Source organism: Streptomyces sp. NPDC087422, assembly GCF_044744145.1.
GTDB lineage: Bacteria > Actinomycetota > Actinomycetes > Streptomycetales > Streptomycetaceae > Actinacidiphila.
In genome coordinates, this window is record NZ_JBIUXT010000001.1 from 1124899 (window position 1) to 1149347 (window position 24449).

22 protein-coding genes are annotated in these 24449 nt (G+C 71.1%); 8 read left to right on the top strand and 14 right to left on the bottom strand.

Annotation, left to right across the window (positions count from 1 at the left end; translation table 11 throughout):
* Nucleotides 1–42: 42 nt before the first annotated feature.
* The 12 genes from ACIO6U_RS05190 to fabD all read right to left on the bottom strand — a co-directional run bounded on the left by ACIO6U_RS05190 (nt 43) and on the right by fabD (nt 12482).
* Nucleotides 43–285: a hypothetical protein gene (locus ACIO6U_RS05190; RefSeq protein WP_355337080.1), complete on the bottom strand. Its 243-nt coding sequence runs from the start codon at nt 283–285 to the stop codon at nt 43–45.
* Nucleotides 282–962, bottom strand: a complete 681-nt coding sequence (locus tag ACIO6U_RS05195; RefSeq protein WP_355337078.1) for a nitroreductase/quinone reductase family protein — start codon at nt 960–962, stop codon at nt 282–284. Before ACIO6U_RS05195 ends, ACIO6U_RS05190 begins: the two co-directional genes overlap by 4 nt.
* Nucleotides 963–1041: 79 nt before the next feature.
* The gene (locus tag ACIO6U_RS05200) at nt 1042–4365 is read right to left on the bottom strand and encodes an FAD-dependent monooxygenase (protein WP_401715620.1); all 3324 of its coding nucleotides are present in this window, start codon (nt 4363–4365) and stop codon (nt 1042–1044) included.
* Nucleotide 4366: 1 nt separating this feature from the next.
* A complete protein-coding gene (locus tag ACIO6U_RS05205) occupies nt 4367–5314 on the bottom strand; it encodes an aromatase/cyclase (protein ID WP_355337074.1) in 948 nt (315 codons plus the stop codon).
* A 54-nt stretch (nt 5315–5368) separates the two neighbouring features.
* Nucleotides 5369–6154: a 3-oxoacyl-ACP reductase FabG gene (gene fabG / locus ACIO6U_RS05210; protein ID WP_188280345.1), complete on the bottom strand. Its 786-nt coding sequence runs from the start codon at nt 6152–6154 to the stop codon at nt 5369–5371.
* Between the two features lie 232 nt (nt 6155–6386).
* Entirely contained in the window at nt 6387–6656 is a 270-nt protein-coding gene (locus ACIO6U_RS05215) for an acyl carrier protein (RefSeq protein WP_355337071.1), read from the bottom strand.
* Nucleotides 6657–6700: 44 nt separating this feature from the next.
* A complete protein-coding gene (locus ACIO6U_RS05220; RefSeq protein ID WP_401715623.1) occupies nt 6701–8026 on the bottom strand; it encodes a ketosynthase chain-length factor in 1326 nt (441 codons plus the stop codon).
* Complete coding sequence (locus ACIO6U_RS05225; RefSeq protein ID WP_188280342.1) at nt 8023–9279, bottom strand: beta-ketoacyl synthase; 1257 nt, start codon at nt 9277–9279, stop codon at nt 8023–8025. Before ACIO6U_RS05225 ends, ACIO6U_RS05220 begins: the two co-directional genes overlap by 4 nt.
* Before the next feature lie 61 nt (nt 9280–9340).
* Entirely contained in the window at nt 9341–9670 is a 330-nt protein-coding gene (locus tag ACIO6U_RS05230; RefSeq protein ID WP_355337067.1) for a TcmI family type II polyketide cyclase, read from the bottom strand.
* 62 nt (nt 9671–9732) lie between these two features.
* On the bottom strand, nt 9733–10653 hold the full coding sequence (locus ACIO6U_RS05235) for a hypothetical protein (RefSeq protein WP_401715625.1): 921 nt from the start codon (nt 10651–10653) through the stop codon (nt 9733–9735).
* Entirely contained in the window at nt 10650–11447 is a 798-nt protein-coding gene (locus ACIO6U_RS05240) for a response regulator transcription factor (RefSeq protein WP_355337063.1), read from the bottom strand. The genes ACIO6U_RS05235 and ACIO6U_RS05240 overlap by 4 nt, the downstream gene beginning before the upstream one ends.
* Nucleotides 11448–11525: 78 nt before the next feature.
* Nucleotides 11526–12482, bottom strand: a complete 957-nt coding sequence (gene fabD, locus ACIO6U_RS05245; protein ID WP_355337061.1) for an ACP S-malonyltransferase — start codon at nt 12480–12482, stop codon at nt 11526–11528.
* 1577 nt (nt 12483–14059) lie between these two features.
* Between fabD and ACIO6U_RS05250 the strand changes: the two genes are divergently transcribed.
* The 4 genes from ACIO6U_RS05250 (at nt 14060) to ACIO6U_RS05265 (ending at nt 17128) form a co-directional block, all read left to right on the top strand.
* A complete protein-coding gene (locus tag ACIO6U_RS05250; protein ID WP_355337059.1) occupies nt 14060–14635 on the top strand; it encodes a hypothetical protein in 576 nt (191 codons plus the stop codon).
* Entirely contained in the window at nt 14632–14844 is a 213-nt protein-coding gene (locus tag ACIO6U_RS05255; RefSeq protein WP_188280336.1) for a MerR family transcriptional regulator, read from the top strand. The genes ACIO6U_RS05250 and ACIO6U_RS05255 overlap by 4 nt, the downstream gene beginning before the upstream one ends.
* Nucleotides 14845–15239: 395 nt before the next feature.
* Entirely contained in the window at nt 15240–16181 is a 942-nt protein-coding gene (locus ACIO6U_RS05260) for an SIS domain-containing protein (RefSeq protein WP_401715628.1), read from the top strand.
* Between the two features lie 101 nt (nt 16182–16282).
* Nucleotides 16283–17128: a ketose-bisphosphate aldolase gene (locus tag ACIO6U_RS05265; protein ID WP_401715630.1), complete on the top strand. Its 846-nt coding sequence runs from the start codon at nt 16283–16285 to the stop codon at nt 17126–17128.
* 24 nt (nt 17129–17152) lie between these two features.
* On the opposite strand, the gene ACIO6U_RS05270 is transcribed toward ACIO6U_RS05265, so the two are convergent.
* Nucleotides 17153–17818, bottom strand: coding sequence for a fasciclin domain-containing protein (locus tag ACIO6U_RS05270; RefSeq protein WP_391046862.1), 666 nt, complete (start codon nt 17816–17818; stop codon nt 17153–17155).
* A 162-nt stretch (nt 17819–17980) separates the two neighbouring features.
* Nucleotides 17981–19660 (bottom strand): sulfite oxidase, encoded by a 1680-nt coding sequence (locus tag ACIO6U_RS05275; RefSeq protein WP_401715857.1) that lies wholly within the window; start codon nt 19658–19660, stop codon nt 17981–17983.
* Nucleotides 19661–20010: 350 nt separating this feature from the next.
* Here ACIO6U_RS05275 and ACIO6U_RS05280 point away from each other — a divergent pair, with 350 nt between their 5' ends.
* The 4 genes from ACIO6U_RS05280 to ACIO6U_RS05295 are packed head-to-tail and all read left to right on the top strand — an operon-like array spanning nt 20011 to nt 24366.
* Nucleotides 20011–21393 (top strand): NAD(P)/FAD-dependent oxidoreductase, encoded by a 1383-nt coding sequence (locus ACIO6U_RS05280; RefSeq protein ID WP_401715632.1) that lies wholly within the window; start codon nt 20011–20013, stop codon nt 21391–21393.
* A complete protein-coding gene (locus ACIO6U_RS05285; RefSeq protein WP_401715634.1) occupies nt 21390–22142 on the top strand; it encodes a DUF1365 domain-containing protein in 753 nt (250 codons plus the stop codon). Before ACIO6U_RS05280 ends, ACIO6U_RS05285 begins: the two co-directional genes overlap by 4 nt.
* Before the next feature lie 53 nt (nt 22143–22195).
* Complete coding sequence (locus ACIO6U_RS05290; RefSeq protein ID WP_401715859.1) at nt 22196–23527, top strand: class I SAM-dependent methyltransferase; 1332 nt, start codon at nt 22196–22198, stop codon at nt 23525–23527.
* Entirely contained in the window at nt 23524–24366 is an 843-nt protein-coding gene (locus ACIO6U_RS05295; RefSeq protein WP_391160471.1) for a DUF1295 domain-containing protein, read from the top strand. The genes ACIO6U_RS05290 and ACIO6U_RS05295 overlap by 4 nt, the downstream gene beginning before the upstream one ends.
* The last annotated feature ends 83 nt before the right edge of the window (nt 24367–24449 follow it).

Sequence of the window (24449 nt, forward strand, 5' to 3'; positions counted from 1 at the left end):
CTCCTTCAGACGGTTCTTCGGCCCGGGCGGGCGGACGGGCGGTCAGCCGCCCCCGGACTCCCGTCCCTGCCGCGCCCGGACGGCGAGGACGACGAAGGTGGTGATGCTCGCGATCAGGTCGATGTGGTCGATGGCGTGCGGCGACCCGTTCGCCCTGCGGATCTTCTTGGTGACGGCGAGGAAGTTGGCGGCCAGCGTACCGACCGTGACCGCCGTCCGCAGCGGGCTCGCTCCTCGCGCGGCGGGCGGCCCGGACCGACCCGCCCGCGGCCCGGCGGCGCTCACCGTACGGCGTCCGTCTCGCCGTCCGACGGCGCCACCGCCGCCAGCATGTCCTTCGGGGTGAACTTCACCACCGGGAGCAGGCGGCTGGCCCGGTTCTGGAACTCGTTGATGAACGGCAGGACTTCGGAGTACTTCGCCCAGATCCGGTCCCGCTCGGGGCCCGACAGGGTCTCGGCGAGGGCGACGATCTGCTCGCGGCCGATGTTGATGGTCACCTCGGGCGTGGCCTTCAAGTTGAGGTACCAGGCCGGGTGCAGGCCCTTGGGGCCGCCGGGGATGTCGAAGTGGCCGGGCACGGCGACCGCGTAGAAGAAGCCGCGCTCGTAGATGTAACCGACCGGCACGACACGCTCCTTGCCGGTCTTGCGGCCCAGCGTGTGCAGCAGCAGCGCGTCGAGGTTGCCCATCTTGCCGCCGATGCGGCCGTTGGACCGCTCGTACAGCCAGATGTGCACATTGAGCGCGCCCTTGCTGAGCGACTTCTGCACCTTCTTCGGCGGCTTGGAGTAGATGTAGACGTTGACGCGCATGAAGGCCCGCGTGATCGGGCCCGCGTCCAGACCCTGGTCGGGACGCGTCGTCCTGAAGGACGACAGCGCCTCGGTGTCCTGGATCACCGAGGTGTCACCCATCGGCTCGGCCATCGAGTCCTCCATGGGCTTCGGGGTGGTCTGCATGTGTGGTGCCCTTTCGCGAGATCCGGTGTTCTCAGGACTTCTGTGTCGGAACGCGTCGCTTCGTCGCAAGGCCGTCTGTTCAGAGGACCTTCTTGCCCTTGACGCCCGCGCGGACCGTGCCGGACAGCAGGGCGGAGCCGAGGTCCCGCATCTGCGGCGGGGCCTTGCGCACGGCCCAGTACATGAACTTCGCCATCGTCGCCGTGGTCGGGGTGATCAGCCGGGTGTCCTCGGGGTCGCGCCAGCCGAAGGCCGGGTTCAGCAGCTCGCAGCGGCGGAGCCGGTCGAAGATGATGTCCGCGGCGCGGTCGCCGTCGATCTGCCCGGCCTCGTACTTCTCGCAGGTCTCCGCGGTGAGGTCGACGATCTCCCGGACGGCGGGCTCCGGCCACCACAGGCCCGGATACGGCGCGTCCTCCAGGGCGTCCAGGTGCGCGGGGTCGCCGGTGAGCGTGAAGTTGATCCGCGCGCGGGCCAGCCGCATCACACCGGGAGTGGCGAAGCCGCCCCAGACCCGGAACACCGCGTTCCACAGCCGGAAGTGGCCGAAGGAGATGTACGCGCTGTTCACCAGCTCGTCGTTGTAGTGCAGCAGGCCGCGCTCCAACCGGTCGACGTAACCGAAGCGTTCGACCGCGAAGTCGTCGTCGTCCAGGGCGGGCAGCAGCCGGGTCATGAGCGAGTGGACGACCTCGAAGGTGTTGGACAGGCCGCGCGAGAACAGCGGATCGAGGAAGCCGGCCGCGTGCGACATCAGGCACCAGCGGTAGCCGATCGACTCCTTCGAGCTGTACTGGAGCCGGTCGGTGGAGACCCACTCGCGCACCCGCGTGGCGCCCTCGAACTGCCGCTTCACCGCCGGGTACTGGTCGAGGAAGCGGGTGAACTCCTGCTCGGGGCTGATGTCACGGGGCCGCGGGTAGACCCGCTCGTCCATGGTGAGGCCCACGCTGGTGACCGGATTGGCCGCGCCCTTGTGGTTGTTGAACGGGATGATCCAGAACCAGCCGCGTTCGATCAGGTGGTGGAGCGTACCGCCGCTCCAGGGCGCGTTCTTGGGCGGTCGCAGACTCTCCGGGTGGTGGCTGACGTCGTCGAACGGCTTGACGCCGATGTAGTGCGTGAACAGCGACCGGGAGTGGTGCTTGAAGCGCGCGGGCTGCTCCCGCAGGCCGAACTTCTCGGCGAGCAGCGACCGGTGGCCGCTGGCGTCGATGAGGTAGCGGGCCCTGAAGACCTCGCCGTTCTGCCCGGTGACGGTGACGCCGTCGTCGTCGAAGTCCAGGTCGGACAGCCGCCAGTGCTGCCGCGTCGTGGCGCCGTACTTGGCCGCGACGTGGAAGTAGTACGCGTCGGTGTCCTGCCGGAACAGGTGGCTGGCCTGGGTGAGCGCCTTGGGGATGACGAACATCGTCGTCTCCCGCGGGTCCGGTTCCTGGCCCTTGTCGTGCTTGACGAAGCCGAAGCTCTGCTTCTTGCCGTGGGTCGGGCCGATGTGCTCGGTGACCGACCGGTGGTCCAGCAGATGCAGGAGTTCGGGCAGGTCGAACCGTACGGCGAGGATGTGCAGCCACTCGATGAGCTGCGGGGTCATCGACTCGCCGATGGCCATCCGCGGATGCGTCTGGGAGTCGACCAGCACGACGCTCTTGCCCTGCCGGGCGAGGATCGCCGCGCTCACCGAACCGGCCAGACCCGCGCCGACGATCAGGACGTCGCAGGTGCGGACGGGCGGCTTCGGAGCGGCCGGTTTCGGAGCGGCCGGTCTCGGTGCGGCTGCCTTTACGGCGCTCGTCTTGGGGGCGGTTGCCTGGGGGGCGGTTGCCTGGGGCGCCGCCGTCTCCGCAACGGCCGTCCGTGGAGCCGCGATCGGCGTGACGGGGACCCGGGGGACGTCCTCGGTGCCGAACCAGCGCCGCAGCGCCGGAGCCGGGTCGGCCGCGCGCGGCGCCGACCAGGCGATGTGTCCGTCGGGCCGCAGCAGTACGGTCTTCTGCCCGTCGAGGAGCGTGCCGGGCACCGGGCGCGCCGACACCACGTCGACCCGGCCCGCCCAGCCCTCGGCGGCCCTGCCCAGCGTGGCCCGGCGCCTGGTGTCGCCCGACAGGTCGAGCAGCACGCCGCGGCCGGGCCGCAGCAGCTCGGTGGTGCCGGTCGGCCCGTCCGCGGTCGTCAGCGCGATGTGGGGCACGCGGCGGCCGGTCAACTCACCGGCCGCGTCGGGGAGAGTGTCGGCGTCGGGATCGCCGTAGCGGATGTCGAGGCCGCTGATCATGCCGGCGAGGTGGCCGCGGACGACCGAGGTGCGGGTGAGGAGTTCGGCGGCGGTGCCGCGGACCGCCCCGGTCTCGGGGCCGCCGAAGAGGATGACGGTCTGCGCCTCGATGTTGGCCAGCACCCGCCGCCCGACCGCGTGCCGCTCGGTGTGGTACGTGTCCAGCAGCCCGTCGGGCGCGCGCCCGGTGACCCGCGCGGCCAGCTTCCAGCCGAGGTTGGCCGCGTCCTGGAGCCCGAGGTTGAGCGCCTGGCCGCCGACCGGCATCTGCCGGTGGGCGGCGTCCCCGGCGAGCAGCACCCGGCCCCGGCGGTACGAGGCCGCCTGGCGGCTGGTGTTGCCGAAGGCGTTCAGCCACGTCGGGGTGCCGTGGGTGATGTCCTCACCGGTGACCCTGGCCCACACGGCGGCGATCTCGGCGTACTCGGGTTCCGCGGTCCTCGGCCGCACCTCGCGGCCGAACTCGTGCACCATGACGCGGGTGACGCCGTCGCGGGTGGCCGCGATGGCCACCCCGTTCGGGAGCCGCTGGAAGCGGCGGTTGGGGATGTCGAGCCCCAGCACGTCGCAGCGCAGCAGCTCCTTGGTGGCGTCGGAGCCGGGGAAGTCGAAGCCCGCCAGCCGCCGTACGGTGCTCTCCTCGCCGTCACAGCCGACCAGATAGCCGGCGGTGAGACGGGTGACACCGTCCGGGGTGGCGACCTCGACCTCCACGCCTTCCGCGCCCACGTCACCTTCGTCGCCGCCGTCGCCCGTGGTCAGGCCGAGCAGTTCGTGCTCGCGCCTGACCTCCGCGCCCAGCCCCGTGGCCCACTCCGCGAGCAGCTCCTCGACCCGGGCCTGCGGGACCTTCCACTGGCCGGGGTAGCGGGTGGTCGGCTCGCTCAGGTCGAGCGGCAGACCGCCGAAGTGGCCCATCGGCTCGTTGGGCGGCGTGCCCAGCGTCTCCAACAGGCCGCGCTGGTCGAGGAGTTCCATGGTGCGGGCGTGCAGGGTCGACGCCCGGGACTCGGTGGTGGGGGCGGCGAGCCGCTCCAGAACCGTCACCCGGGCTCCGCCGAGCCGGAGTTCACCGGCCAGCATCAGGCCGACAGGCCCCGCGCCGACGATGATGACGTCGGTGTCCATCTCAGCGCCGGCCCTCGGCGTAGTCCTTGGCGTGGCCCAGGGTGGCTCGGCTGTTGGTGCTCAGCGCGTTCTGCACGAAGGCGCGCGCCTCGGCGACCCCGGCGTCCGGGCCGAGGATCTTGGTGATGTTCGCGGTGTTGATCACCACGGTGTGCTGGGAGGTGGCGGCGACGCCGTCGCCCTCCTCCTCGAACAGCCAGTAGCCGGTGTGCAGCGTCATCAGCGCGGGCAGGGTGATCTGCTTGTAGACGATCCTGCTGTGCGGGAAGGTCACGCGCACCGACTTGGTGGTGTGCGAGGAGCCGTCCTTGGTGAGGGTGTCCATCTCCAGGATCTGCAGTCCCGGCGTCTCCTCCTCCAGCGAGACCCGCGCCACGTGCGGCAGCCGCTCCTTCCAGAGCTGCGCCTCGTTGATGAAGTCGTAGACGTCCTTGGCCGATCCGTCGATGTGGACGGTGTCGGCGAAGGACAGCAGGAGTTCGTCCGCGGAGCCGACGACCAGTTCGACGTTGGTCTTGAGCGCGGCCAGCTCGGAGCGGCTGTTGCGGTCCACGGCCTCGTCGATCCAGGCGAGATCGTCCGGCTTGTCGTCGATGGCGCGGTAGTCGTGCAGCAGCCGCACCCGCGACTCGGTGTCGGACACGGGCTCGATCACCCAGGTGCCGCCCATCGCCGCGACCGGCGGCGCCGAGACCTCCTGGCGGAATTCGATCCGCAGCGCCCGCGGGTCCAGGACGCGGCGCGACGTCCAGTTCTTGGCCGCGCCGTTGGCGGTGGCCCAGATGCGGATGCGCTCCTCGTTCTCCGAGCGCTCCACATGGTCGACGAAAACGGTCGGCGGGAAGATCCGCGGCCAGTTCTCCACCTCGGCGATCAGCCGGTACACCGCGGCGGCCGGGGCGTTCACCGTGATCTCGTGCTCCACCTCGCGGTGGCCAGTCTGCGTCATTCTCGTTCCCCTCACGCGAGTCGGACGTCGTAGGACGGGGTCGGTGGCGGCGGATCAGAAGTTGCCGAGGCCGCCGCACACGTTGATGGCCTGCGCGGTGATCGACGCCGCGGTGTCGGTGGCCAGGTAGCCGACCAGGCCCGCGACCTCCTCGGGCGTGGAGTAGCGGCCGAGCGGGATCTTCGACTGGAACTTCTGGAGGATCTCGCCCTCGGTGGTCGAGTAGGCCGCCGCGTAGCCCTGCCGGACCCGCGCGGCCATCGGCGTCTCGACGTAGCCGGGGCAGACCGCGTTGACCGTGATCCCGGTCGGCGCCAGCTCGTTGCCCAGGGCCTTGGTGAAGCCGACGACGCCGTGCTTGGAGGCGGAGTACGGGGCGCCGAGCACCACGCCCTGCTTGCCCGCGGTGGAGGCGATGTTGATGATCCGGCCGCGGTCGCGGTACCGCATGCCGCCGGTGTTGAGCACCTCGCGCGTCATCAGGAAGACGCTGTTGAGGTTGGTGTTGACGACGTCGAACCACAGCTCGTCGTCGATGTCGGCGGTGACGCCGCCGCCGCTGCGGCCCGCGTTGTTGACCAGGACGTCGACCGGCCCGTACCGCTCCACGGCGGCGAGCACGAACGCCTTGATGTCGTCGCCCGACTTGACGTCGCAGGCGGTGCCGTCGACGTCCAGGCCCTCGTCCCGTAGTTCCTTGACGGTCACTTCCACGCTCTCGGGCGTCCGCGCGCAGATGAACACCTGGTGTCCCTGTGCGGCCAGCGCCCTGGTGACGGCGAGCCCGATTCCGCTGGTGGCCCCGGTGACGAGAGCGACCCGCTGTCCCTCTGCCGACATGACTGCTCCTCCGACTCGGTACCGCTCGGCTGCGTACATGTGCTGTGTTCACGTGCGCTCTTCAAGTGCTGCGTTCATGTGCGCTGTACGTGTGGTCTGGGCGTGTGGTCTGGGCGTGTGGGCTGGACGGGTGCGCTGTACGTGGGGGCTGGGGGTGTGGGCTGGGGGTGTGGGCTGGGGGTGCCGCCGCCGCGCCTTTGGAGCACGGCGGCGGCACCGGGTGGGGGGAGCGTCAGGCCGCGTGTTCCGCGGCGAGTTGCTCGTTGACGACGGCGAGCAGCGCCCGCGGCGTCTCGACGACGGTGATGGAGGTGTCCTCCAGCTCGATCCCGTGCTCGCGCTCGATCCGGCTGCCGGTCTCCAGCAGCGCCAGCGAGTCGTAGCCGAGGTCCTCGAAGGTCTGGTCGAGGATGTCGCCGTCCAGGTCGATGCCCTCGCTCTCGCCCGCGGCTTCCCGGAGGATGCGCTTGAGGTCTTCGATCGTGAGTTCCGGTCCGGCCATCTCGGTCCCTTCCTGAGGTGTGGCGAGGGCGGTGCGCGGGCCCGTCACCGGGCTGCTCCGCGCACGACCATCGCCGAGTTGAAGCCGCCGTAGCCCCTGGCCAGCACCAGCGCGGCGTTCACCGGCGCGGTCCTGGGCCGGTCGACCACCAGGTCGAGGTCGTACTCGGGGGCGGGGGCGACATGGATGGTGGGCGGGATGACCCCGTCCCTGATCGACAGCAGCGCGGCGGCCGTGTCGAGCGACGCGGCTCCTGAGTAGAGCCGTCCGGTCATCGTCTTGGGCGCGGTGACCGGCACGCCGCGCGGTCCGAAGACCGCGGTGATCGCGTCGGCCTCCGCGCGGTCCAGTTCGGGGACGGCCGCCGCGTCGGCGAAGACGACGTCGATGTCGCCCGCCGTCAGGCCCGCGTCGGCCAGCGCCGCCTCGACGGCCCGCCGCAGACCGGGCTCCCGGCCGCTGCCGGGCCTGGGGTCGAAGGTCGAGGCGTATCCGGCGATCTCCCCGTAGACCTTGGCGCCGCGCTCCCGCGCGGACCCGGCGTCCTCCAGGATCAGCAACGCGCCGCCCTCGCCGGGCACATAGCCGTCGGCGTCCGCGGCGAAGGGCCGGTACGCCTTGTCCGGGTCGTCGCTGTCGGTGAGCCGTCCTGCGGCGACCTGCGCGATCCAGCCCCAGGGGCAGATCGAGCCGTCGACGCCGCCGGAGACGATCAGCCGGGTGCCCTTGCGGATCTGCCGCCTGGCCTGCGCGAGCGCGTCGAGGCCGCCCGCCTGGTCGGAGACGACGACCCCGCTGGGGCCCTGCATGCCGTTGCGGATGGAGATCTGGCCGGTGTTGACCGCGTAGAACCAGGCGAAGGACTGGTACGCGCTGACGTGCTGGCCGCCCTTGGACCACAGCTTCTGGAGTTCGTTCTGGCCGAATTCGAAACCGCCGGAGGAGCTGGCGGTGATGACGCCCATGTCGAACTGTTTCCACTCGTCGAGCTTCACGCCCGCGTCGGCCAGCGCCCAGTCGGCCGCGACCAGGGCGAGCCTGGTCATGTGGTCGGTCTGCGGGATCAGCCGGCTCGGCAGGTAGTCCGTGGCGACGAAGCCCGGTACCTCACCGGCGAGTTTGGCGGGGTAGCCGGTGGCGTCGAACCGCTGGACGGGTCCGATGCCGTTCTTCCCCGCGAGCGTCGCGGCCCAGAACTCCTCGGTGCCCAGGCCGTTGGGCGCGGTGACGCCGATACCGGTGACGACGACGGAACTGGCGGCGCCAGAGGAGGCGGCCGTGCTTTCGGAAGCGGCCGGGCCCGTGGAAGCGGCCGGGCCCGTGGAAGCGGTCGTGTCCGCGGAAGCGGCCGTGCCTTCGGAAGTGGTCATGCCGCCCTCCGCAGCACCATCGCGCTCTGGAAGCCGCCGAAGCCGCTGCCGACGCTGAGCACGGCGTCGGTGGTCCACTCCCTGGCCTTGAGCGGTACGTAGTCCAGGTCGCACTGCGGGTCCGGCTCGTGCAGATTGGCCGTCGGCGGGACCAGGTTGTTCTCGATGGCCAGCGCGGACGCGGCGATCTCGATCGAGCCGATGGCGCCGAGCGAGTGCCCGACCATCGACTTGATGGAGCTCATCGGCGTCCGGTACGCGTGGTCGCCCAGCGTGCGCTTGACGGCGGCGGTCTCGTGGCGGTCGTTCTGCTTGGTGCCCGAGCCGTGCGCGTTGACGTAGTCGATCTCGTCGGGGTTCATCCGCGCCTCGTCCAGGGCCGTCCTGATGGCCTCGGCCATCTCCAGGCCCTCGGGCCGCAGACCCGTCATGTGGAAGGCGTTGGAGCGGGTGGCGTACCCGGCGATCTCGCAGTAGATGTGCGCGCCGCGCGCCTTGGCCGCCTCGTACTCCTCCAGCACGAACATCGCGGAACCCTCGCCGAGGACGAAGCCGTTGCGGGAGTTGTCGAACGGCCGCGAGGCGTGCTCGGGATCGTCGTTGCGCGAGGTGGTGGCCTTGATGGCGTCGAAGCAGGCCACGGTGATCGGGGAGATCGGGGCGTCGGTGGCGCCCGCGATCATCACGTCGACGCTGCCCTCGCGGATCAGCTCGGTCGCGTAGCCCACCGAGTCCAGGCCGGAGGTGCAGCCGGTGGAGACCACCGTCGCCGGGCCCTCGGCCCCGGTGGACCAGGCCACTTCGCTGGCGAAGGAGCTGGGCACGAAGAAGTCGTACAGATGCGGTACCGCGTACCGGTGGTCGTTGAGGTCGAGACGCCCGCCGTCACTGGTGACGCGGTACTCCTGGTCCAGGCCCATCGTCGCGCCGACGGCGCTGCCGACGGTCACCCCGGTCCGGTACGGGTCCAGGTCGGACATCTCCAGTCCGCTGCCCGCGAGCGCCTCCGCGGCCGTGACCACCGCGAACTGCGCGGCGCGGTCCATGCGGCGGATCTCCTGCGGGCTCAGTCCCAGTGCCTCCGGGTCGAAATCGACCTCGGCCGCGACGCGGGAACGGAACGGGGCGGGATCGAAAAACGTGATGCCTCTGGTCGCGGTTCGGCCGTCGCTCAGCAGACTCCAGAAGTCCTTCACGCCGACACCCCCCGGCGCCACGACCCCAATGCCGGTTATCACCACTCGCCGTCCCATGTGGACGCCGCTCCCTTCGGAATTTCGTGAATTCTTGAGGACAGGCTTGAGATCAGGTCCGTCACTCGGACTTGGCCCAGTGATAGAAACGCGTGGCCATCGCGTCCTTCGGCGACCGCCAGGTCGCCGGGTTGTAGGCCTCGATGTGCGGCTTCAGGTCGGCGCTGACCTGCACAAAGAGCGGGTGGTCCTTGGTCTGTTCGATGGTCGTGTTACCGGCCTCCGTGTCGAAGTCCTGGAGGTGGAAGTAGAGGCCGTTGTAGGAGAAGAGCTCCCGTCGACGGGTGCCCATCAGGTCGGGCATCCCGGTCTGGTCGAATTCCCCGAAGATCCGGGCCACGTCCTCCGCGGACTGCGGCAGCATGCGCGCGACTATCAACGTGCTGTGCATCGTTCGCTCCTGGTGATGGGAGTGATGGAGGGGTCGTCCGCTGGTCGTCGAAACAGGCCGTCCTAGCGGGATCGTTCGGCAGATCGCTCGGCGCGGCGGCTGAAGCACGCGTGTGCGTCGGCCTCCGAGTAGTAGGTGCGGCCCGAGCCGTGCCTGCGGCGCCAGCTCTGCTCGCTGGCCAGCCGGTAGACCGTGCCGACCGGGGTGCTCCACAGCCGCGAGATGTCGGCGGCGGTGAGCCAGCGCTCGGCGACGGCGGGGGTGCCGGCGGCGGGACCGGCGGAAGTGCCGGCGGAGGTGTCGGCCGCTGTGCCCTGGGCCGTGTCCTCGGCGGGCATCAGGCGGCGCAGATGGGTGAGTTGGTGCCCGGCCCAGGTGTGCCCGGCCTGGGCGTCGCACTGCACGGCCGGGTGCGCGGCCGTCGCCCCGACGCGTACGACGGCGGACAGCCGCCCCTCGCAGCCGGGTTCGACGCAGTCGCCGAGCGCGATCCGGCGGACCTGCTCGGGGTGGGCGACGCGGCGGGCCCTGCTGACCAGCCGGGCCACCTCGCGGGTGGCCTCGGCGACGGCCGGGTGCCCGGCCAGCCAGTCGGCGTGCCGCAGCAGGAACACCGACAGGGTGCCGACGGACCGCTCGGGCGGTACGAGGCCGCGCTGCTGGGCGATCAGGCCGCTCCAGGAGCCGAGCACCCCGAGGATCGCGGCGCGTGTCTCGGCCGCCGCCGGGTTGAACGGCATGCCGGGCAGCGGGCCGCCGCTGGTGCGTTCGCGCAGCCCCTTGGCCGCGGCGCCGCCCAGCACCCGCTCGCAGTCCCGGTACAGCTCGGGGAGCATGCCGATGCCGGTGGTCAGCCGACGGTGGCAGGCGGCGCACAGCCGGTTCCCGCCGACCGGACGGCCGGGGTGCCGGCCCCCGTCGCGGGGCTCGGCCTGCCGCGTACCGCATTCGTGTCCTTCGCACCGCACGGCCGCGCGGCTCATGCGGAGGACCCGGACCGTTCGAGCCCCAGACCGAGCCGGAATCCGACACCGCGGACGGTGACGATCCACTCCTTGGCGCCCAGCTTCGTCCGGAGGCTGCTGACATGGGTGTCGACGGTCCGCCGGGACCACGAGTCACCCCACACCTGCTGCATGAGCCGCTTCCGGGTGATGACGATGTCCGGGTGCGAGGCCAGCAGGTAGAGCACGTCGAATTCCTTACGGGTCACATCTATATGCCGTCCGCCGAGCCGCACTTCGCGCGATCCGGCGTCGATCCGCAGCGGTCCGCAGGAGATGACCCGCGCGGAGGCGGGTTCCGGGCGGGCGCGGCGCATGACCGCGTCCATCCGGGCCATCAACTCGCGGAAGCCGTACGGCTTGACGAGGTAGTCGTCGGCGCCTGCCTGGAGGCCGAGCACCCGGTCGAGTTCGGTGCCGCGCGCGGTGACGGCGATGACCGCCACGTCGCAGACCGACCGGATGCTCCGGCAGACCTCGAGTCCGTCCAGGTCGGGCAGGTCGAGGTCGAGCAGGACCAGGTCCGCGTCCTCGTACGTCTGGAGTGCCGCGCCGCCCGTGCCGACCGACGCGACCTCGTGTCCGTGCCGCCGTAACCCCCTGACCAGGGATTCGGCGTCGTCTGCATGAGGTTCCACCACAAGTACCCGCCAGCTCACGGACGGCCCCGGCACTCCCCGTACCGGCGATGCGGTACGTATCTCGGTGCGATTGACGTTTGCGGACGCACGTGGGGCTGGTATATGAGGCTTCAGAAGGTCTATCCGGCTCATGGGTCCGCCCTTTGTGACGCTCAGGTCCGACTGCGACCTGGGCCTGATCGGTTCCTTGGACTGCTTGCGAGTCTCCGGTCAACCTCCGGCCGCGAATGCGAGCGCATCGAGAGTCGAGGCACACTGCCGTGAATCGAATGTCGCGAACACCCGTGCTGCCGGGGCGATCCGGCGGCACAGGCCGCCGAGTACCTTTCCGGGTCCGATCTCGATGAAGCGGTCCACGCCCGCCTCCGACATTCCGGCCACGGTTTCGGTCCAGCGGACCCGGCCGGTGAGCTGGCGTTTGAGCGCGGTACGCGCCTCGGCGGCGGTGGTGACCGGCGCCGCGGTGACGGACGAGATCGTCTCGACCACCGGATCGCGGAATTCCACCGCGTCCAGGGCCGCCGCGAATTCGTCCTCGATCTCGCTCATGAGACTGCAATGGAAAGGCGCGCCGACTTCGAGGGGGACCGCCCGGCGCGCGCCGGCGTCCTTGGCGGCGGCCATCACCCATTGGACGGCTTCGGCCTGGCCCGAGACGACCGCCTGCGCCGGTTCGTTGTCGTTGGCGATCTCGACGATCTGGCCGGTGCCGGTGGCGGCCTGTGCGCAGATGGCCTCGACGTCCTCGAGCGGCAGGCCGAGTACGGCCGCCATGGCGCCGGGCACGCGTGCGTTGACCGCGGCCATCAACTGGCCGCGCAGCCGTACGAGTCGGAGGGCGTCGGTCCATTCGAGGACGCCCGCGGCGACCAGCGCGGTGTATTCGCCGAGGCTGTGGCCCGCGACGATGTCGGGGGCGAGACCGCGCGGACGCAGGCTCTGCCAGGTGCACAGGCTGGTCAGGAAGATCGCGGGCTGGGTGATCGAGGTGTCCCGGAGGACCTCGGCGGGTCCCTCCCAGCACAGCCGGGACAGTGGAAGGCCGAGAATCTCGTCCGCGGTGCGGTAGTAGGGGCCGACCAGATCCGGATGCTCTCCGGCGAGGTCGAGCCCCATTCCCACCTTCTGCGAACCCTGGCCGGGGAAGACAAAACCGATCCTGTCCATGCGCCGCAGGCTCCTTTCGGCCTTTCGCGGTGCCGGTGGCGGGCGGTCGGTGACGGCGTGGCCGCCCATGACGAAGCCCCGCGGCTGCACAGCGCACGCGGGGCTCGGTGATCTGAGTGTGATTGCGGCGTCCGGGGTCTCACTGCTGCCCGGATCCGGGCATACCTCGGCCGCCGGAAGTATCGTGACAGTCTCTTGCCGCCGATGTCAACTTCACTTGGTCAGCGGGCTGTTTGCGCAGTTCATCGACGGGTCGGGAGTATGCGGTCGGGAAAGATGGTTGCAGTGCCCCTCGAATTTGCGTGACACCGATGAAGTCCGATGATCCTCATAGCATCGCCTCAACATCGAGCATTTCGGAACACTCCGGACCCGAATGACCATGGAGCCTGACGCGCTGTCAGATGGTGATTGTTCGCGGGTTCACGACGGCGTCACGCTAGCGTGTAGTCACATTTTACGAGGCGGCATTCTCGTCAATGAGCCGCCGGTCAGGGCCGCGTGGAGCGTGATCGTCGCAGGTAGATCAGGTGTGGACGGCTCCTGCGTTTGCCTGTATCGTCGCCTGCCAAACGCGAACATCCGTATGCTGTAAGCCGTACATGACTCGGGAGCGGGGGTTCCGGATCGTTATGAACACGGATTTAACGCGACAGGCCCAACTGGACTCATCACGGCCACCACGGCGTTTCCGATCGCCGGTAACCTCGGTCTCGTGCCGGGGTGCTTCAGGCACGGTGGATGAGCCGGTCACCTCATGGCGCCACGGGAGCGTTTCTCCAGGTCACCCTCGGGCGACCGGCGGGGATCCAGCTTTACGAACGGTCCCGGGCACGGCCCAGGGCACCGTCATCCGTCTCCGCCCGAGCCACTGCTCGGACGCGGAGGCCGGCCAGGTCCGCGCACGCTCCGGCGACTCGACGGTCGATTCGGCCGTTGATTCGACGGCGCGGCGGGCCCCGTCCCGCGTGGCACGGACGATGACGTCCCGCTTAGGCGACGCCACGGCACACGCGCGCCCCACATCATCCCGTACCGGTGCGATCCACTCACGACGCACACCTCCATGATCCGGCGTGCCCCATGGGCCCCACTGGTCTGTGGAGCCCGCGAGCACCGCTGCTCGCGGTATATCCGGTCGGCCCGGCCCTCGCCGACCGTTCTGCACTGCGTTCAGCACTGCGTTGAGATGGTCCAGGCGTTCCACTGAGTAGTTCCCTCGCGCCTGGAGTACGTCGACAGGTTCCGGATCCAGCGGTCGCCGCTGACGGTGCGCCATTCCGTCGGAGGCAGCCGATGCACGGCCATGTTCCGACGGGACGTCGCTCACCTGCACCGACGACGACTTTCGGCATGTCCTGAACAGGGCGCACTCCCCTCGGTCATCCAGTCGATCGACGAGTTCGCACTGCGACAGCCACCTTCCGACATCATGACCAACGGGTGACCAAATGAATTCATCTCCATGTGTGGGCCAAAAATGCGGCAACGTGCCGCACGGGTCGCGACCGCGCCGCACAGCGGCCCCGGGGCTGCGTCTGTGCACCTCGTGCTACCACGATCTCAAGGCGAATCTGATGGAGCTGCCGGAGATCTACGACGACTGCGAGTCGGTGCTCCATCCGCGCCGCAACCCGACTCTCCAACGGGTCAGCGGCAGCAGGCAGTCGACCGGAATACGGCTGGACGAGGCGGCGATCACCGCCCGGTCCGGCATCGTCGGGTTCCTGGCCTCGTGGGCGGCGATGGTCGCCGAGGAGCGCGCCGTCCGCAAGCCGGTCCGCAGGCAGCCGGAGGAGATGGCCGACTTCCTCGTCGTCCACCTCAACTGGCTGCTCGCGCACCCGACCGCCGCGGACTTCGCGGAGGAGATCTCCGAGATAACGCACCGCGCGCGCCGGTCCGCCTACACGCAGCCCGCGTTGCGCATGGATCTCGGCCAATGCATCCATTCCGGTTGCAGCGCGGCGATGACCACGGCGCCGTCGTCGCCCGACGGCCGGCGCACCCGAGAAGTGAGCTGTACCGCAGGACACAGTTGGCAGCCCCACCAATGGCTTCTGCTATCCCGGCAGATTCAGCAGACGCGGCAGTTCGCGCGCGGCACTGCGGGAGCGGCAGCACAATCCCAGCGCCCGGAGGACGCCGCATGAATCCGCCACCGCGCAATAGAAGTCGGCTTGTTCCGACTCAACTCGCCGCACTCGCCGCCGGAGTCTCCGAGGCGACGATCAGGAAATGGGCCAGCCGCGGCAAGATCACCCGCTACGGCAGTCCCGGACGCGCGCAATACGATCTCGACGAGCTACTCGAACGTGTGGCCGCGAAAACGGAAGCGGCGGCTCTGAAGGAATCCACGTGAGCGCTTCGGGCCTCGCGTAAAGCAATTGACAGAGGACGAAGAGCCCTGCCTGTCGTGCGGAGCTTTCTCTCGGGCAGGGTTTCCTCCTCGTTCTTCTCGTTCTCACCGTTCGGCCTTCGCCGGGTCCGGCCGCCGTTCACGCCCTCGTACCAGAGAGCCGGACCGCGCGACGGGATGTGACATCCGGTGCGGGAAGTGTGACGCGCGCCTCATTCGGCCGCCGGACAGGGGGCGCGCCGCCCGCGTGCGCCCTTAGCGCAGTCCGGGACCTTCCGCCAGCCCTCTCCTCTGTGTACATTTATGCTCGATAGCTGCTCGTTTCGAGCAGGATCGCGCATTCGCACCGCGCGTCGCATCTCGCACGCCGTATCTCGCACACCGCACGAGGAGCCCCGATGTCCGCGTCCCTCACCACCACCGAGACCGCCTCCCAGCCCGAGTGCTGGCAGCGGGCGGCCGATCTCGCTCCCGCCGAGGCCGGAAAGCTGCCGCGCGACGGCGAGCGGGTGGCGGTGATCGGCTGCGGCACCTCCTGGTTCATGGCCCAGTCCTACGCGGCGCTGCGCGAACAGGGCGGCCACGGCGAGACCGACGCCTTCGCGGCCTCGGAGTTCCCGTTCGGCCGCGGCTACGACCGTGTGCTGACGATCACCCGTTCCGGCACCACCACCGAGGTGCTGCGGGCGAGCGAGCGACTGCGTACGGCGGGCGTCGCGGTCACGGCGATCACCGCCGACCCGCACACCCCGGTGATGGAGGCCGCCGACGAGGTCGTGGTGCTGGACTTCGCCGACGAACAGTCGGTGGTGCAGACCCGGTTCGCCACCACCGCGCTCGCGCTGCTGCGCGCCCACCTCGGCCACGACCTGACCGCGGCCGTCGCCGACGCGCGGCTGGCGCTCACCCAGGAACTGCCCACCACCGTCACGGCCGCCGAGCAGTTCACCTTCCTCGGCACCGGCTGGACCTACGGCCTGGCGCAGGAGGCCGCGCTGAAGATGCGCGAGGCCGCGGGCGCCTGGACCGAGAGCTACCCGGCGATGGAGTACCGGCACGGCCCGATCAGCATCACCGGCCCCGGCCGCGTGGTGTGGGCCTTCGGCGCCCTGCCCGAGGGCCTGGCGGACAACGTCGCGGGCGTGGGCGGCCTTCTCGAGGCCGGTTCCGCCGCGCCCGCCGACGGCGGTACGAGCGCGGTCGGCGGTACGGGCGCGCCCGTGCTCGACCCGCTGGCCGACCTGGTGCGGGTCCAGCGGCTCGCGGTGGCCATCGCGGAGAACAAGGGGTACGACCCGGACCGGCCGCGCAACCTGACGCGTTCCGTCGTCCTGGCCTGACGACAGCCCCCGCGCGGCGCTCCGCTGTTCGGCGGACCGCCGCCCGTACCCCCGCCCGCACCCGTGAAACCGGCACCGCCGTACGTACCCCGAGGAATCCCATGCCTGCCGTCTCCACCGCAGAACTCGTCACCGCAGCCCGGGCCGCGGGCCACGGGGTCGCCGCGTTCAATGTGATCACGCTGGAGCACGCGGAGGCGATCACCTCCGCCGCGCAGGCCGCCGAGCTGCCGGTGATCCTCCAGATCAGCGAGAACGCGGTGGCCTTCCACGGCGGCCGGGTCGAGCCGGTGCTGGCGGGGGCGGCGGCGGTCGCGCGGGGCGCGGCGGTGCCGGTCGCCCTGCACCTGGACCATGTGGAGAGCGAGGAGTTGCTGCGGGCGGGCGTGGCGGCCGGCGCGTCCTCGGTGATGTTCGACGCGTCGAAGCTGCCGTACGAGGAGAATCTGCGGGCCACCGCGCGGATGGTGGAGTGGGCGCACGGCCAGGGCGCCTGGGTCGAGGCCGAGTTGGGCGAGGTCGGGGGCAAGGACGGGGCGCACGCGCCCGGCGTGCGGACCGACCCCGCCGAGGCCGCCGCCTTCACCGCCGCGACCGGGGTGGACGCGCTCGCCGTCGCGGTCGGCAGCTCGCACGCGATGACCGACCGCTCCGCGCGCCTCGACCACGAACTGATAGCCGCGCTGCGCACGGCCGTACCCGTACCGCTGGTGCTGCACGGCTCGTCCGGTGTGCCGGACGACGAGCTGCGGCGGGCCGTCGCCGCCGGGATGGTGAAGGTCAACATCGGTACGGCGCTGAACATCGCCTTCACCGGGGCGGTACGGGAGCACCTGGCGGCGGACCCGGCCGTCGTCGACCCGCGGCGCTATCTGCGGCCGGCCCGCGACGCGATGTCCGCCGTGGCGGAACACCTGCTGCGCGTCGTCGCGGGCCGTCCGGAGTGATCCGTAACGCCTGGTCCCCAACGGCTACTTGGGCATCAGCACCGTGTCGATGATCTGCACGGTGGCGTTGGCGGTGGTGACGTTGCCGCAGACCACGTTCGCGGTGTCGTTGACCTTGTACGCCTCGCCGGAGCCCGAGGTCGTCAGGGTGCCCTTCTCCAGCGTGGTGTAGGTGCCCTTGGACAGGCCCTCGGGCGCCTTCACCGGCTCGCCGACCACGTGGTAGGTGAGGATCTTGGTGAGCATCGCCTTGTCGGCGAGGACCTTGTCGAGGTCGGCCTTCGGGATCTTCGCGAAGGCGTCGTTGGTCGGCGCGAAGACGGTGATGTTCTGGGCGTTGTTCAGGGTGTCGACGAGACCGGCCTTCTGGACGGCGGCGACCAGCGTCGACAGCGCCGGGTTGTGCGAGGCGGCGGTCGCCACCGGGTCCTTGGACATGCCGTCGAAGCTGCCCGCGCCGTTCTTGGGCACGGTGGCGCAGCCGGGGCCGAAGGGCGCGTCCTTCGTCGAGGCGTCACTCGGCGCGTCGCTGGTGGGCGCCATCGCCGGATCGCTCGCCGAGGTGGACGGGCTCGCCGCCGCCGAGTCGTCCTTCTTGTTGTCGTCGCTCGAACAGGCGCTGAGGGCCAGCGGCAGGACGGCGGCGGCCGTCACGGCGACGGCGATGCGGCGGGCGCGGAGGTTGAACATGGTTTTTCTCCTCTATATGTGCGGTTTATGCGACATGTACGTGCGGAAAAGTCGTCTGTGGCGGGGAGTTGGGGCGGCGGATGGTCAGGGGGGCGGATAGCCCGGGGGGCGGCGGGCCGCTCGAAGGCGAACAGGTCGTCGGATGGTCGGCGCGCCGACGGGTCAGTCGACGCTGACCACCACCGAGTGCCAGCCGGTCGCGCCGTTCGGGACGGTGCCGACGCGGTGGTCGGTCTGCGTGTAGCCGTCACGGTCCGTCGCGCGGACCTCCAGCGTGTGACTGCCGGGCGTGGCGTCCCACTCCCACAGCCACTGCCGCCAGGTGTCGGTGCTGTCCTCGTCCGCGAGCCGGGCGGTTTGCCACCGGCCGCCGTCGACCCGTACCTGCACCCGGTCGATGCCCCGGTGCTGCGCCCACGCCACCCCGGCCACCGGCACCCGGCCCGCCTTGGGACTGGCGAACGGCTTCGGGGTGTCGATCCGCGACTCGGTCTTGATCGGCGCCTCGCGCGACCAGCTGCGTTTGACCCAGTAGGCGTCGTAGGAGTCGAAGGTGGTCAGTTCGAGTTCGCGCAGCCACTTGCAGGCCGACACATAGCCATACAGGCCGGGCACCAGCATGCGGACGGGGAAGCCGTGCGCGAAGGGCAGCGGCTCGCCGTTCATGCCGAGCGCGAGCATCGCGTCACGGCCGTCGAGCACGGTCTCCAGCGGCGAGCCGATGGCCATGCCGTCCACCGAGTGCGCCACCAACTGGTCCGCCGTGCCACCGCGCGACGGGGGCCGTACCCCCGCCTCGCGCAGCAGATCGGCCAGCCGGACGCCGATCCAGCGGGCGTTGCCGACGTACGGTCCGCCGACCTGGTTGGACACGCAGGTCAGCGTGATGTCCCGCTCGATCAGGTCACGGCGCAGCAGGTCGTCGTAGGAGAGCGTCAACTCCTTGCCCACGCCCATGCCGTGGATGCGCAGCCGCCAGGTGGTGGCGTCGATCTTCGGCACGACCAGCGCGGTGTCGACGCGGTAGAACTTCGCGTTCGGCGTGGTGAACGCGCTCAGGCCGGGGATTCCCAGGTCCGCCCCGCGCGGGACGGCCGCGGCGCGGGAGGCGGGGGCGGGCAGCGCGATGGCCTTCCGTGAGGCCACCGCGACGGCGCCGCGACGGTTGTTGAGGGTACGGCCCAGGGCTCCCGCACCCGCGGACGCGGCAGCCGTGGCGGCAGCGGCCAGCACGAAGCCACGGCGGTCGAACGCGGGGCGGGAGGTGGGCCCGGCCTCCGGGGCGGGCGTTTCCGTCCGCGGCAGAGGGGTTTCGGCGGTGTCCTCGTCGTCCTCCACGGTGCGCTCCACGGCGGACGGAGCGGTCGGTGTCTCCGGCGCGGCGGCCTGTTCCGGCACGCGCGCGGCCGGTGCGGCGCGGAGCGTGAGCCGCTGCGTCAGCAGCCACAGCGCCGCCGCTCCGAGCAGCGCGCCGACGATCGACGGCAGCGCGTCCAGCCGGTGGTGGTCGGGACGGCTCCAGGCGGCGACCGCCCCGATGACGCCGAAGGCCAGCACGCCCGCGCAGCCCGTGCGCCGGAAGCGCAGCGCGAACACGCCGAGCACGAAGGCGAAGAGGGCCAGGATCGCGACGATGCCCAGTTGCAGCACCAGCTTGTCGTTGGTGCCGAAGTTCCGTACCGCGTAGTCCTTCAGGGACACCGGTGTGCGGTCGATGACCGCGCCGCCGACCGCCGTCACCGGACTGGCCTCGGGACGGGCGGCCACGGCGACGAGTTCGGCGAAACCGAGCGACGCGGCAGCGGCCAACAGGCCGCTCAGCGCGCCGAGTACGACCCTCAGCAGCCGGCCGGCGGCGCTCGGGCCATGTGGCTGATGAGGCTCCAGCGCACTGCCGGGGCTGATGGTCTCCTGGTCGGTCACATCCCGCATTCGTGGCCACTCGCCCGGCGGATTGGTGCGGGATTCCGCGTCCACCGGACCGACGGGTTCCGCCGCAGGTGGGGACCGTGAAGATCACCGCCGGAACGTTCCGCTCCCGCACCAATCCGCGGCGGCGGCGGCCACGAATGATCAGTGAGGGCGCACCGGTGCCGGTCGCCGTTCCGGCCGCGCCGGACACCGACCGGGCACGGGGCGCCACCGGGCACCACGGGTGTCACCGGACATCGAGCACTGACCGAGGGGATCGCATGACGGCCGAACGACGTCGGATCGCGGTGATAGGCAGCGGAGTGGCGGGCCTTACCGCCGCCCATGTGCTGCACCGCGCGAGTGACGTGTCCCTGTACGAGGCGGACGACCGGCTCGGCGGGCACGCGGACACCCACGACGTGGCCGACCCCGACGGCCGGTCCCTGAGCGTCGACACCGGCTTCATCGTGCACAACGCCCGCACCTATCCGCATCTGCTGCGGCTGCTGCGCGAGCTGGACGTCGCCACGCAGGAGTCCGAGATGAGCATGTCGGTGCGGTGCGAGGGCTGCGGCCTGGAGTACGCCGGGGCCCGCGGGCCGCGCGGGCTCTTCGCGCAGCCGCGCAACGCGCTGCGGGGCCGCTATCTGCGGATGCTGACCGAGGTCACGGCCTTCCACCGCGGGGCGCGCCGGCTGCTCGCGGAGAGCGGCGAAGCGGGTCCGGGTTCTTCCGCGGATACGGGTGCGGGCTCGGGTTCTTCTGCGGGCTCGGGCTTTCCCGCGGATACGGGCTCGGATACGGACACGGGTGCGCACGCTGCCGCCACCGACCGCACGCTGCGGGAATTCCTCGCCGACGGCCGCTACTCCCCCTACTTCGTCCAGCACTTCATGACCCCGCTGGTCTCGGCCGTCTGGTCCTGCTCCCCCGCGACCGCGCTGGACTTCCCGGCCCGCTACCTCTTCCGCTTCCTCGACCACCACGGCCTGCTCAGCGTCGGCGACTCCCCCACCTGGCGCACGATCACCGGCGGCTCCCGTACGTACGTCGAGCGGGTGGGCAAGGAGGTGTCCGCCGTGCACACCTCCAGCCGGGTGACCGCGCTGCGCCGCGTCCCCGGCGGGGCCGAGGTCACCGTCGAGGACGGCACCACCGAGCGCTACGACGCGGTGGTCGTCGCCGTCCACCCGCACCAGGCGCTGAGCCTGCTCGCCGAGCCCACCGCGGCCGAGCGCGAGGTGCTGGGCGCGATCCCGTACACCGTCAATCCCGCGCTGCTGCACACCGACACCGGCGTGCTGCCGCGCGCGTCCGGCGCCCGCGCGTCGTGGAACTACCTGATGCCGTCCTGCGCCTCGGACGCCGACGCCGTCCTGGTCAGCTACGACATGAACCGGCTCCAGCGGCTAAACGGCGCCGACACGTATGTGGTGACGCTCAACGGCGCCGACCGGGTCGACCCCTCCGCCGTACGGGACCGGATGGCGTACGAACACCCGCAGTACACGCCGGAGTCGGTGGCCGCGCGGCGACGGCTGCCCGAACTGAACGGGCCGGTGGTCGCCTACGCGGGCGCCTACCACGGCTGGGGTTTCCACGAGGACGGCTGCGCCTCCGGAGTGGCGGCGGCGCGCGCGCTGGGGGTGGAGTGGTCATGACGGCTCCGGTGGTGGCGGAGGCGGTGGCGCCTTCGCTGTACGACTGTCGGATTGCCCATGCCCGTAACCGCCCCGTGCGGCACTCCTTCCGTATGCGCACCTATATGTGGCTGGTCGACGTGGACCACATGCCCCGACTGCCGCTGCCGCTGCGCCCGCTGGCCGGTTTCCGGGCGCGGGACCACTTCGGCGGTACGGCGCCCACGGTCAGGGCGGGGCTCGACCGGTTCCTCGCCGCGCAGGGGGCGGCCCCCGCGGACGGCCGCGTGCTGATGCTCACGCACGCCCGTGTCCTCGGCCATGTCTTCAACCCGCTGACCCTGTACTGGTGCCACGCGCGTGACGGCACGCCCCGCCATGTGGTCGCGGAGGTCCACAACACCTATGGCGAGCGACACTGCTATCTGCTGGCGCCGGACGCCGAGGGCCGTGCCTCGACCGCCAAGGAGCTGTACGTCTCCCCGTTCTTCCCGGTGGAGGGCGACTACCGCATGCGAGTGCCGGAGCCGGGAAACCGCCTTTCCGTGACGGTCCATCTGGAACTGGACGGAAAACGCCCCTTCACCGCGACCGTGAGCGGCGACCGCCGCCCGGCCACCACGGCCGGACTGCTCCGGGCCGCTGTACGCCATCCGTGGTCGACGCTCCTCGTCTCCGCGGGGATCAGATTCCACGGTGTTCTGCTGTATCTGCGCGGCCTGCCCGTACGGCCGCGGCCAAGCCATCACGTTCAGGAGGGAATGCGGTGACCGTGTCATCCACTCCGGCCGCCCCGGTGACTGCCGGGGCCGCCGTCTCGCCCGTGTCGACGTCCAGGGTGCGCGCGGCGGTCGACGCCGAGCGCTGGCCGGACGTCGCGGCGGCGCCCCGCTGTTCGGCCGCGCGCGCGGCCGTCGCGGCCTTCCTCGTGCGCAGGGCGCTGGAGCGGCTGCCGCTGCGGGTGCGGCTGGCGGGCGCGGACGGCGACGACGCGGGCGAGGGCGCCCGCACGCTGGGGCTCGGCGGCCCGCTGATGCGGGTGCACGACCCGCGGTCCTTCTTCCGCCGGATCGGCGCCGAGGGCCTGATCGGCTTCGGCGAGTCGTACATGGCCGGGGAGTGGGACGCGGACGACCTGACCGGTGTGCTCACGGTCTTCGCCGACAACGTCGCCACCCTCGTACCGCCGTCCCTGCAACGGCTGCGCGGCGCGTGGGCCAGGCGGCGGCCGGAGGCGCAGCGCAACACCCGCGAGGGCGCGCGCGACAACATCCACCGACACTACGACCTGTCCAACGACCTCTTCTCGCTCTTCCTCGACGAGACGATGACGTACTCCTCCGCGGTCTTCCGCGGCTTCCCTGCCGACGAGCACCTGCTGCCCGCCGCCCAGCACCGCAAGATCGACCTGCTGCTGGACGCGGCCGGGGTCGGTCCCGGCACCCGGCTGCTGGAGATCGGCACCGGCTGGGGCGAACTGGCGGTGCGCGCGGCATCGCGCGGCGCCCGTGTGGTGAGCGTGACGCTCTCGCGCGAGCAGCGTGAACTGGCGCTGGAACGGGTCCGCGCCGCCGGGCTCCAGGACCGTGTCGAGGTGCTGCTGCGCGACTACCGCGAGGTCGAGGGCGAGTACGACGCGGTGGTCAGCGTCGAGATGATCGAGGCGGTCGGCCACGAGTTCTGGCCGGAGTATTTCCGCACCCTGGAGCGGCGGCTCGCGCCCGGCGGCCGGATCGCGCTCCAGGCGATCACCATGCCGCACGACCGGATGCTGGTGAGTCTTCCCACCTTCACCTGGATCCACAAGTACGTCTTCCCCGGCGGCATGATCCCCTCCGCCGAGGCCATCTCCGAGGTGAGCGGCGAGGCCACCGGGCTGCGGATCGTCAGCGCCGAGGCGTTCGGACCGCACTACGCGGAGACGCTGCGGCTGTGGCGCGAGCGGTTCGCGCGGTGCGCGGACGAGGTGGCGGCGCTCGGCTTCGACGCGGTCTTCCGGCGGCTGTGGACGTTCTACCTGGCCTACTCGGAGGCCGGTTTCCGCTCCGGGTACCTGGATGTGCGGCAGTTCGTGCTGGAGGGGGCGGCGGGGGCCACCGGGGCATCGGGGTCGACTGGTGCCGTGCACGCGGAAGACTCGGCGGCAGGCCGGTGAACGGCTTTCCGTGGGGCGCATTCTGCGTGAATCTCGCGGCGGCGGCGGGCGCGGCGCTCGCCGTGATGCTGGTGACCTTCGCGGTCGCGGTGGCCAAGGGCATGCACCGGGTGGTCGACGTGGCGTGGGGCGCCGCCTTCGCGGCGGTCGCCGTCGTGTCGTACGGGTTGTCCTCGGGGCACGGTGACGACGGGCGGCGGCTGCTGGTCCTCGTCCTGACCGTGGTGTGGGGGCTGCGGCTGGCCGGACACATCGCGTGGCGCGGCCGTGGCCACGGCGAGGACCCGCGCTACGAGAAGATGCTGTCCAAGGTCCCGGCCGACCGCCGCAACGGGTACGCCTTCCGGATCGTCTACCTGCTCCAGGGTCTGCTGGTGTGCGTGGTGTCGCTGCCGGTGCAGGTCGCCTGCTATCTGCCGGGGTCCGTCGGCCCGGCGGCGGCGGTCGGCGCGGCGCTGTGCCTGGTCGGGCTGGTCTTCGAGGCGGTCGGCGACCACCAGCTCGCCCGCTTCAAGGCCGATCCCGCGCACCGCGGTCAGGTGATGGACCGCGGCCTGTGGGGCTGGACCCGGCACCCCAACTACTTCGGCGACTTCTGCGTCTGGTGGGGGCTGTACGTGCTGGCGTGCGACGGCGCCCGCTGGTCGTCGGCGGCGGGCGCCGTCGTGCTGGCCGTGCTCGGCCCGCTGACCATCAGCTTCCTGCTGCTGCGGGGCAGCGGGAAGCCCCTGCTGGAACGGCACATGGCGCAGCGGCCCGGCTACGCCGAATACGTCGCCCGGACGAGTGGTTTCTTCCCGTGGCCGCCGCGAAAGGGCGGTGTTGACGGGCGGGCGTAATCGGCGGCAGCAGGGCCGCTGGGGGCACAGGTCGTGGTGAGCGGGTCGGCTCCGCTCGGTTCGGCGGTTTCGGTGGGCTCGGT

Coding starts and splice junctions, on each gene's coding strand:
- ACIO6U_RS05240 (WP_355337063.1), bottom strand. CDS start 11,447: ATGAGCCGGATAGACCTTCTGAAGCCTCATATACCAGCCCCACGTGCG.
- ACIO6U_RS05225 (WP_188280342.1), bottom strand. CDS start 9,279: ATGGGACGGCGAGTGGTGATAACCGGCATTGGGGTCGTGGCGCCGGGG.
- ACIO6U_RS05205 (WP_355337074.1), bottom strand. CDS start 5,314: ATGACGCAGACTGGCCACCGCGAGGTGGAGCACGAGATCACGGTGAAC.
- ACIO6U_RS05250 (WP_355337059.1), top strand. CDS start 14,060: ATGGAGCTGCCGGAGATCTACGACGACTGCGAGTCGGTGCTCCATCCG.
- ACIO6U_RS05230 (WP_355337067.1), bottom strand. CDS start 9,670: ATGCACAGCACGTTGATAGTCGCGCGCATGCTGCCGCAGTCCGCGGAG.
- fabG (WP_188280345.1), bottom strand. CDS start 6,154: ATGTCGGCAGAGGGACAGCGGGTCGCTCTCGTCACCGGGGCCACCAGC.
- ACIO6U_RS05200 (WP_401715620.1), bottom strand. CDS start 4,365: ATGGACACCGACGTCATCATCGTCGGCGCGGGGCCTGTCGGCCTGATG.
- ACIO6U_RS05255 (WP_188280336.1), top strand. CDS start 14,632: ATGAATCCGCCACCGCGCAATAGAAGTCGGCTTGTTCCGACTCAACTC.
- ACIO6U_RS05260 (WP_401715628.1), top strand. CDS start 15,240: ATGTCCGCGTCCCTCACCACCACCGAGACCGCCTCCCAGCCCGAGTGC.
- ACIO6U_RS05235 (WP_401715625.1), bottom strand. CDS start 10,653: ATGAGCCGCGCGGCCGTGCGGTGCGAAGGACACGAATGCGGTACGCGG.
- ACIO6U_RS05220 (WP_401715623.1), bottom strand. CDS start 8,026: ATGACCACTTCCGAAGGCACGGCCGCTTCCGCGGACACGACCGCTTCC.
- ACIO6U_RS05285 (WP_401715634.1), top strand. CDS start 21,390: ATGACGGCTCCGGTGGTGGCGGAGGCGGTGGCGCCTTCGCTGTACGAC.
- fabD (WP_355337061.1), bottom strand. CDS start 12,482: ATGGACAGGATCGGTTTTGTCTTCCCCGGCCAGGGTTCGCAGAAGGTG.
- ACIO6U_RS05280 (WP_401715632.1), top strand. CDS start 20,011: ATGACGGCCGAACGACGTCGGATCGCGGTGATAGGCAGCGGAGTGGCG.
- ACIO6U_RS05195 (WP_355337078.1), bottom strand. CDS start 962: ATGCAGACCACCCCGAAGCCCATGGAGGACTCGATGGCCGAGCCGATG.
- ACIO6U_RS05215 (WP_355337071.1), bottom strand. CDS start 6,656: ATGGCCGGACCGGAACTCACGATCGAAGACCTCAAGCGCATCCTCCGG.
- ACIO6U_RS05270 (WP_391046862.1), bottom strand. CDS start 17,818: ATGTTCAACCTCCGCGCCCGCCGCATCGCCGTCGCCGTGACGGCCGCC.
- ACIO6U_RS05265 (WP_401715630.1), top strand. CDS start 16,283: ATGCCTGCCGTCTCCACCGCAGAACTCGTCACCGCAGCCCGGGCCGCG.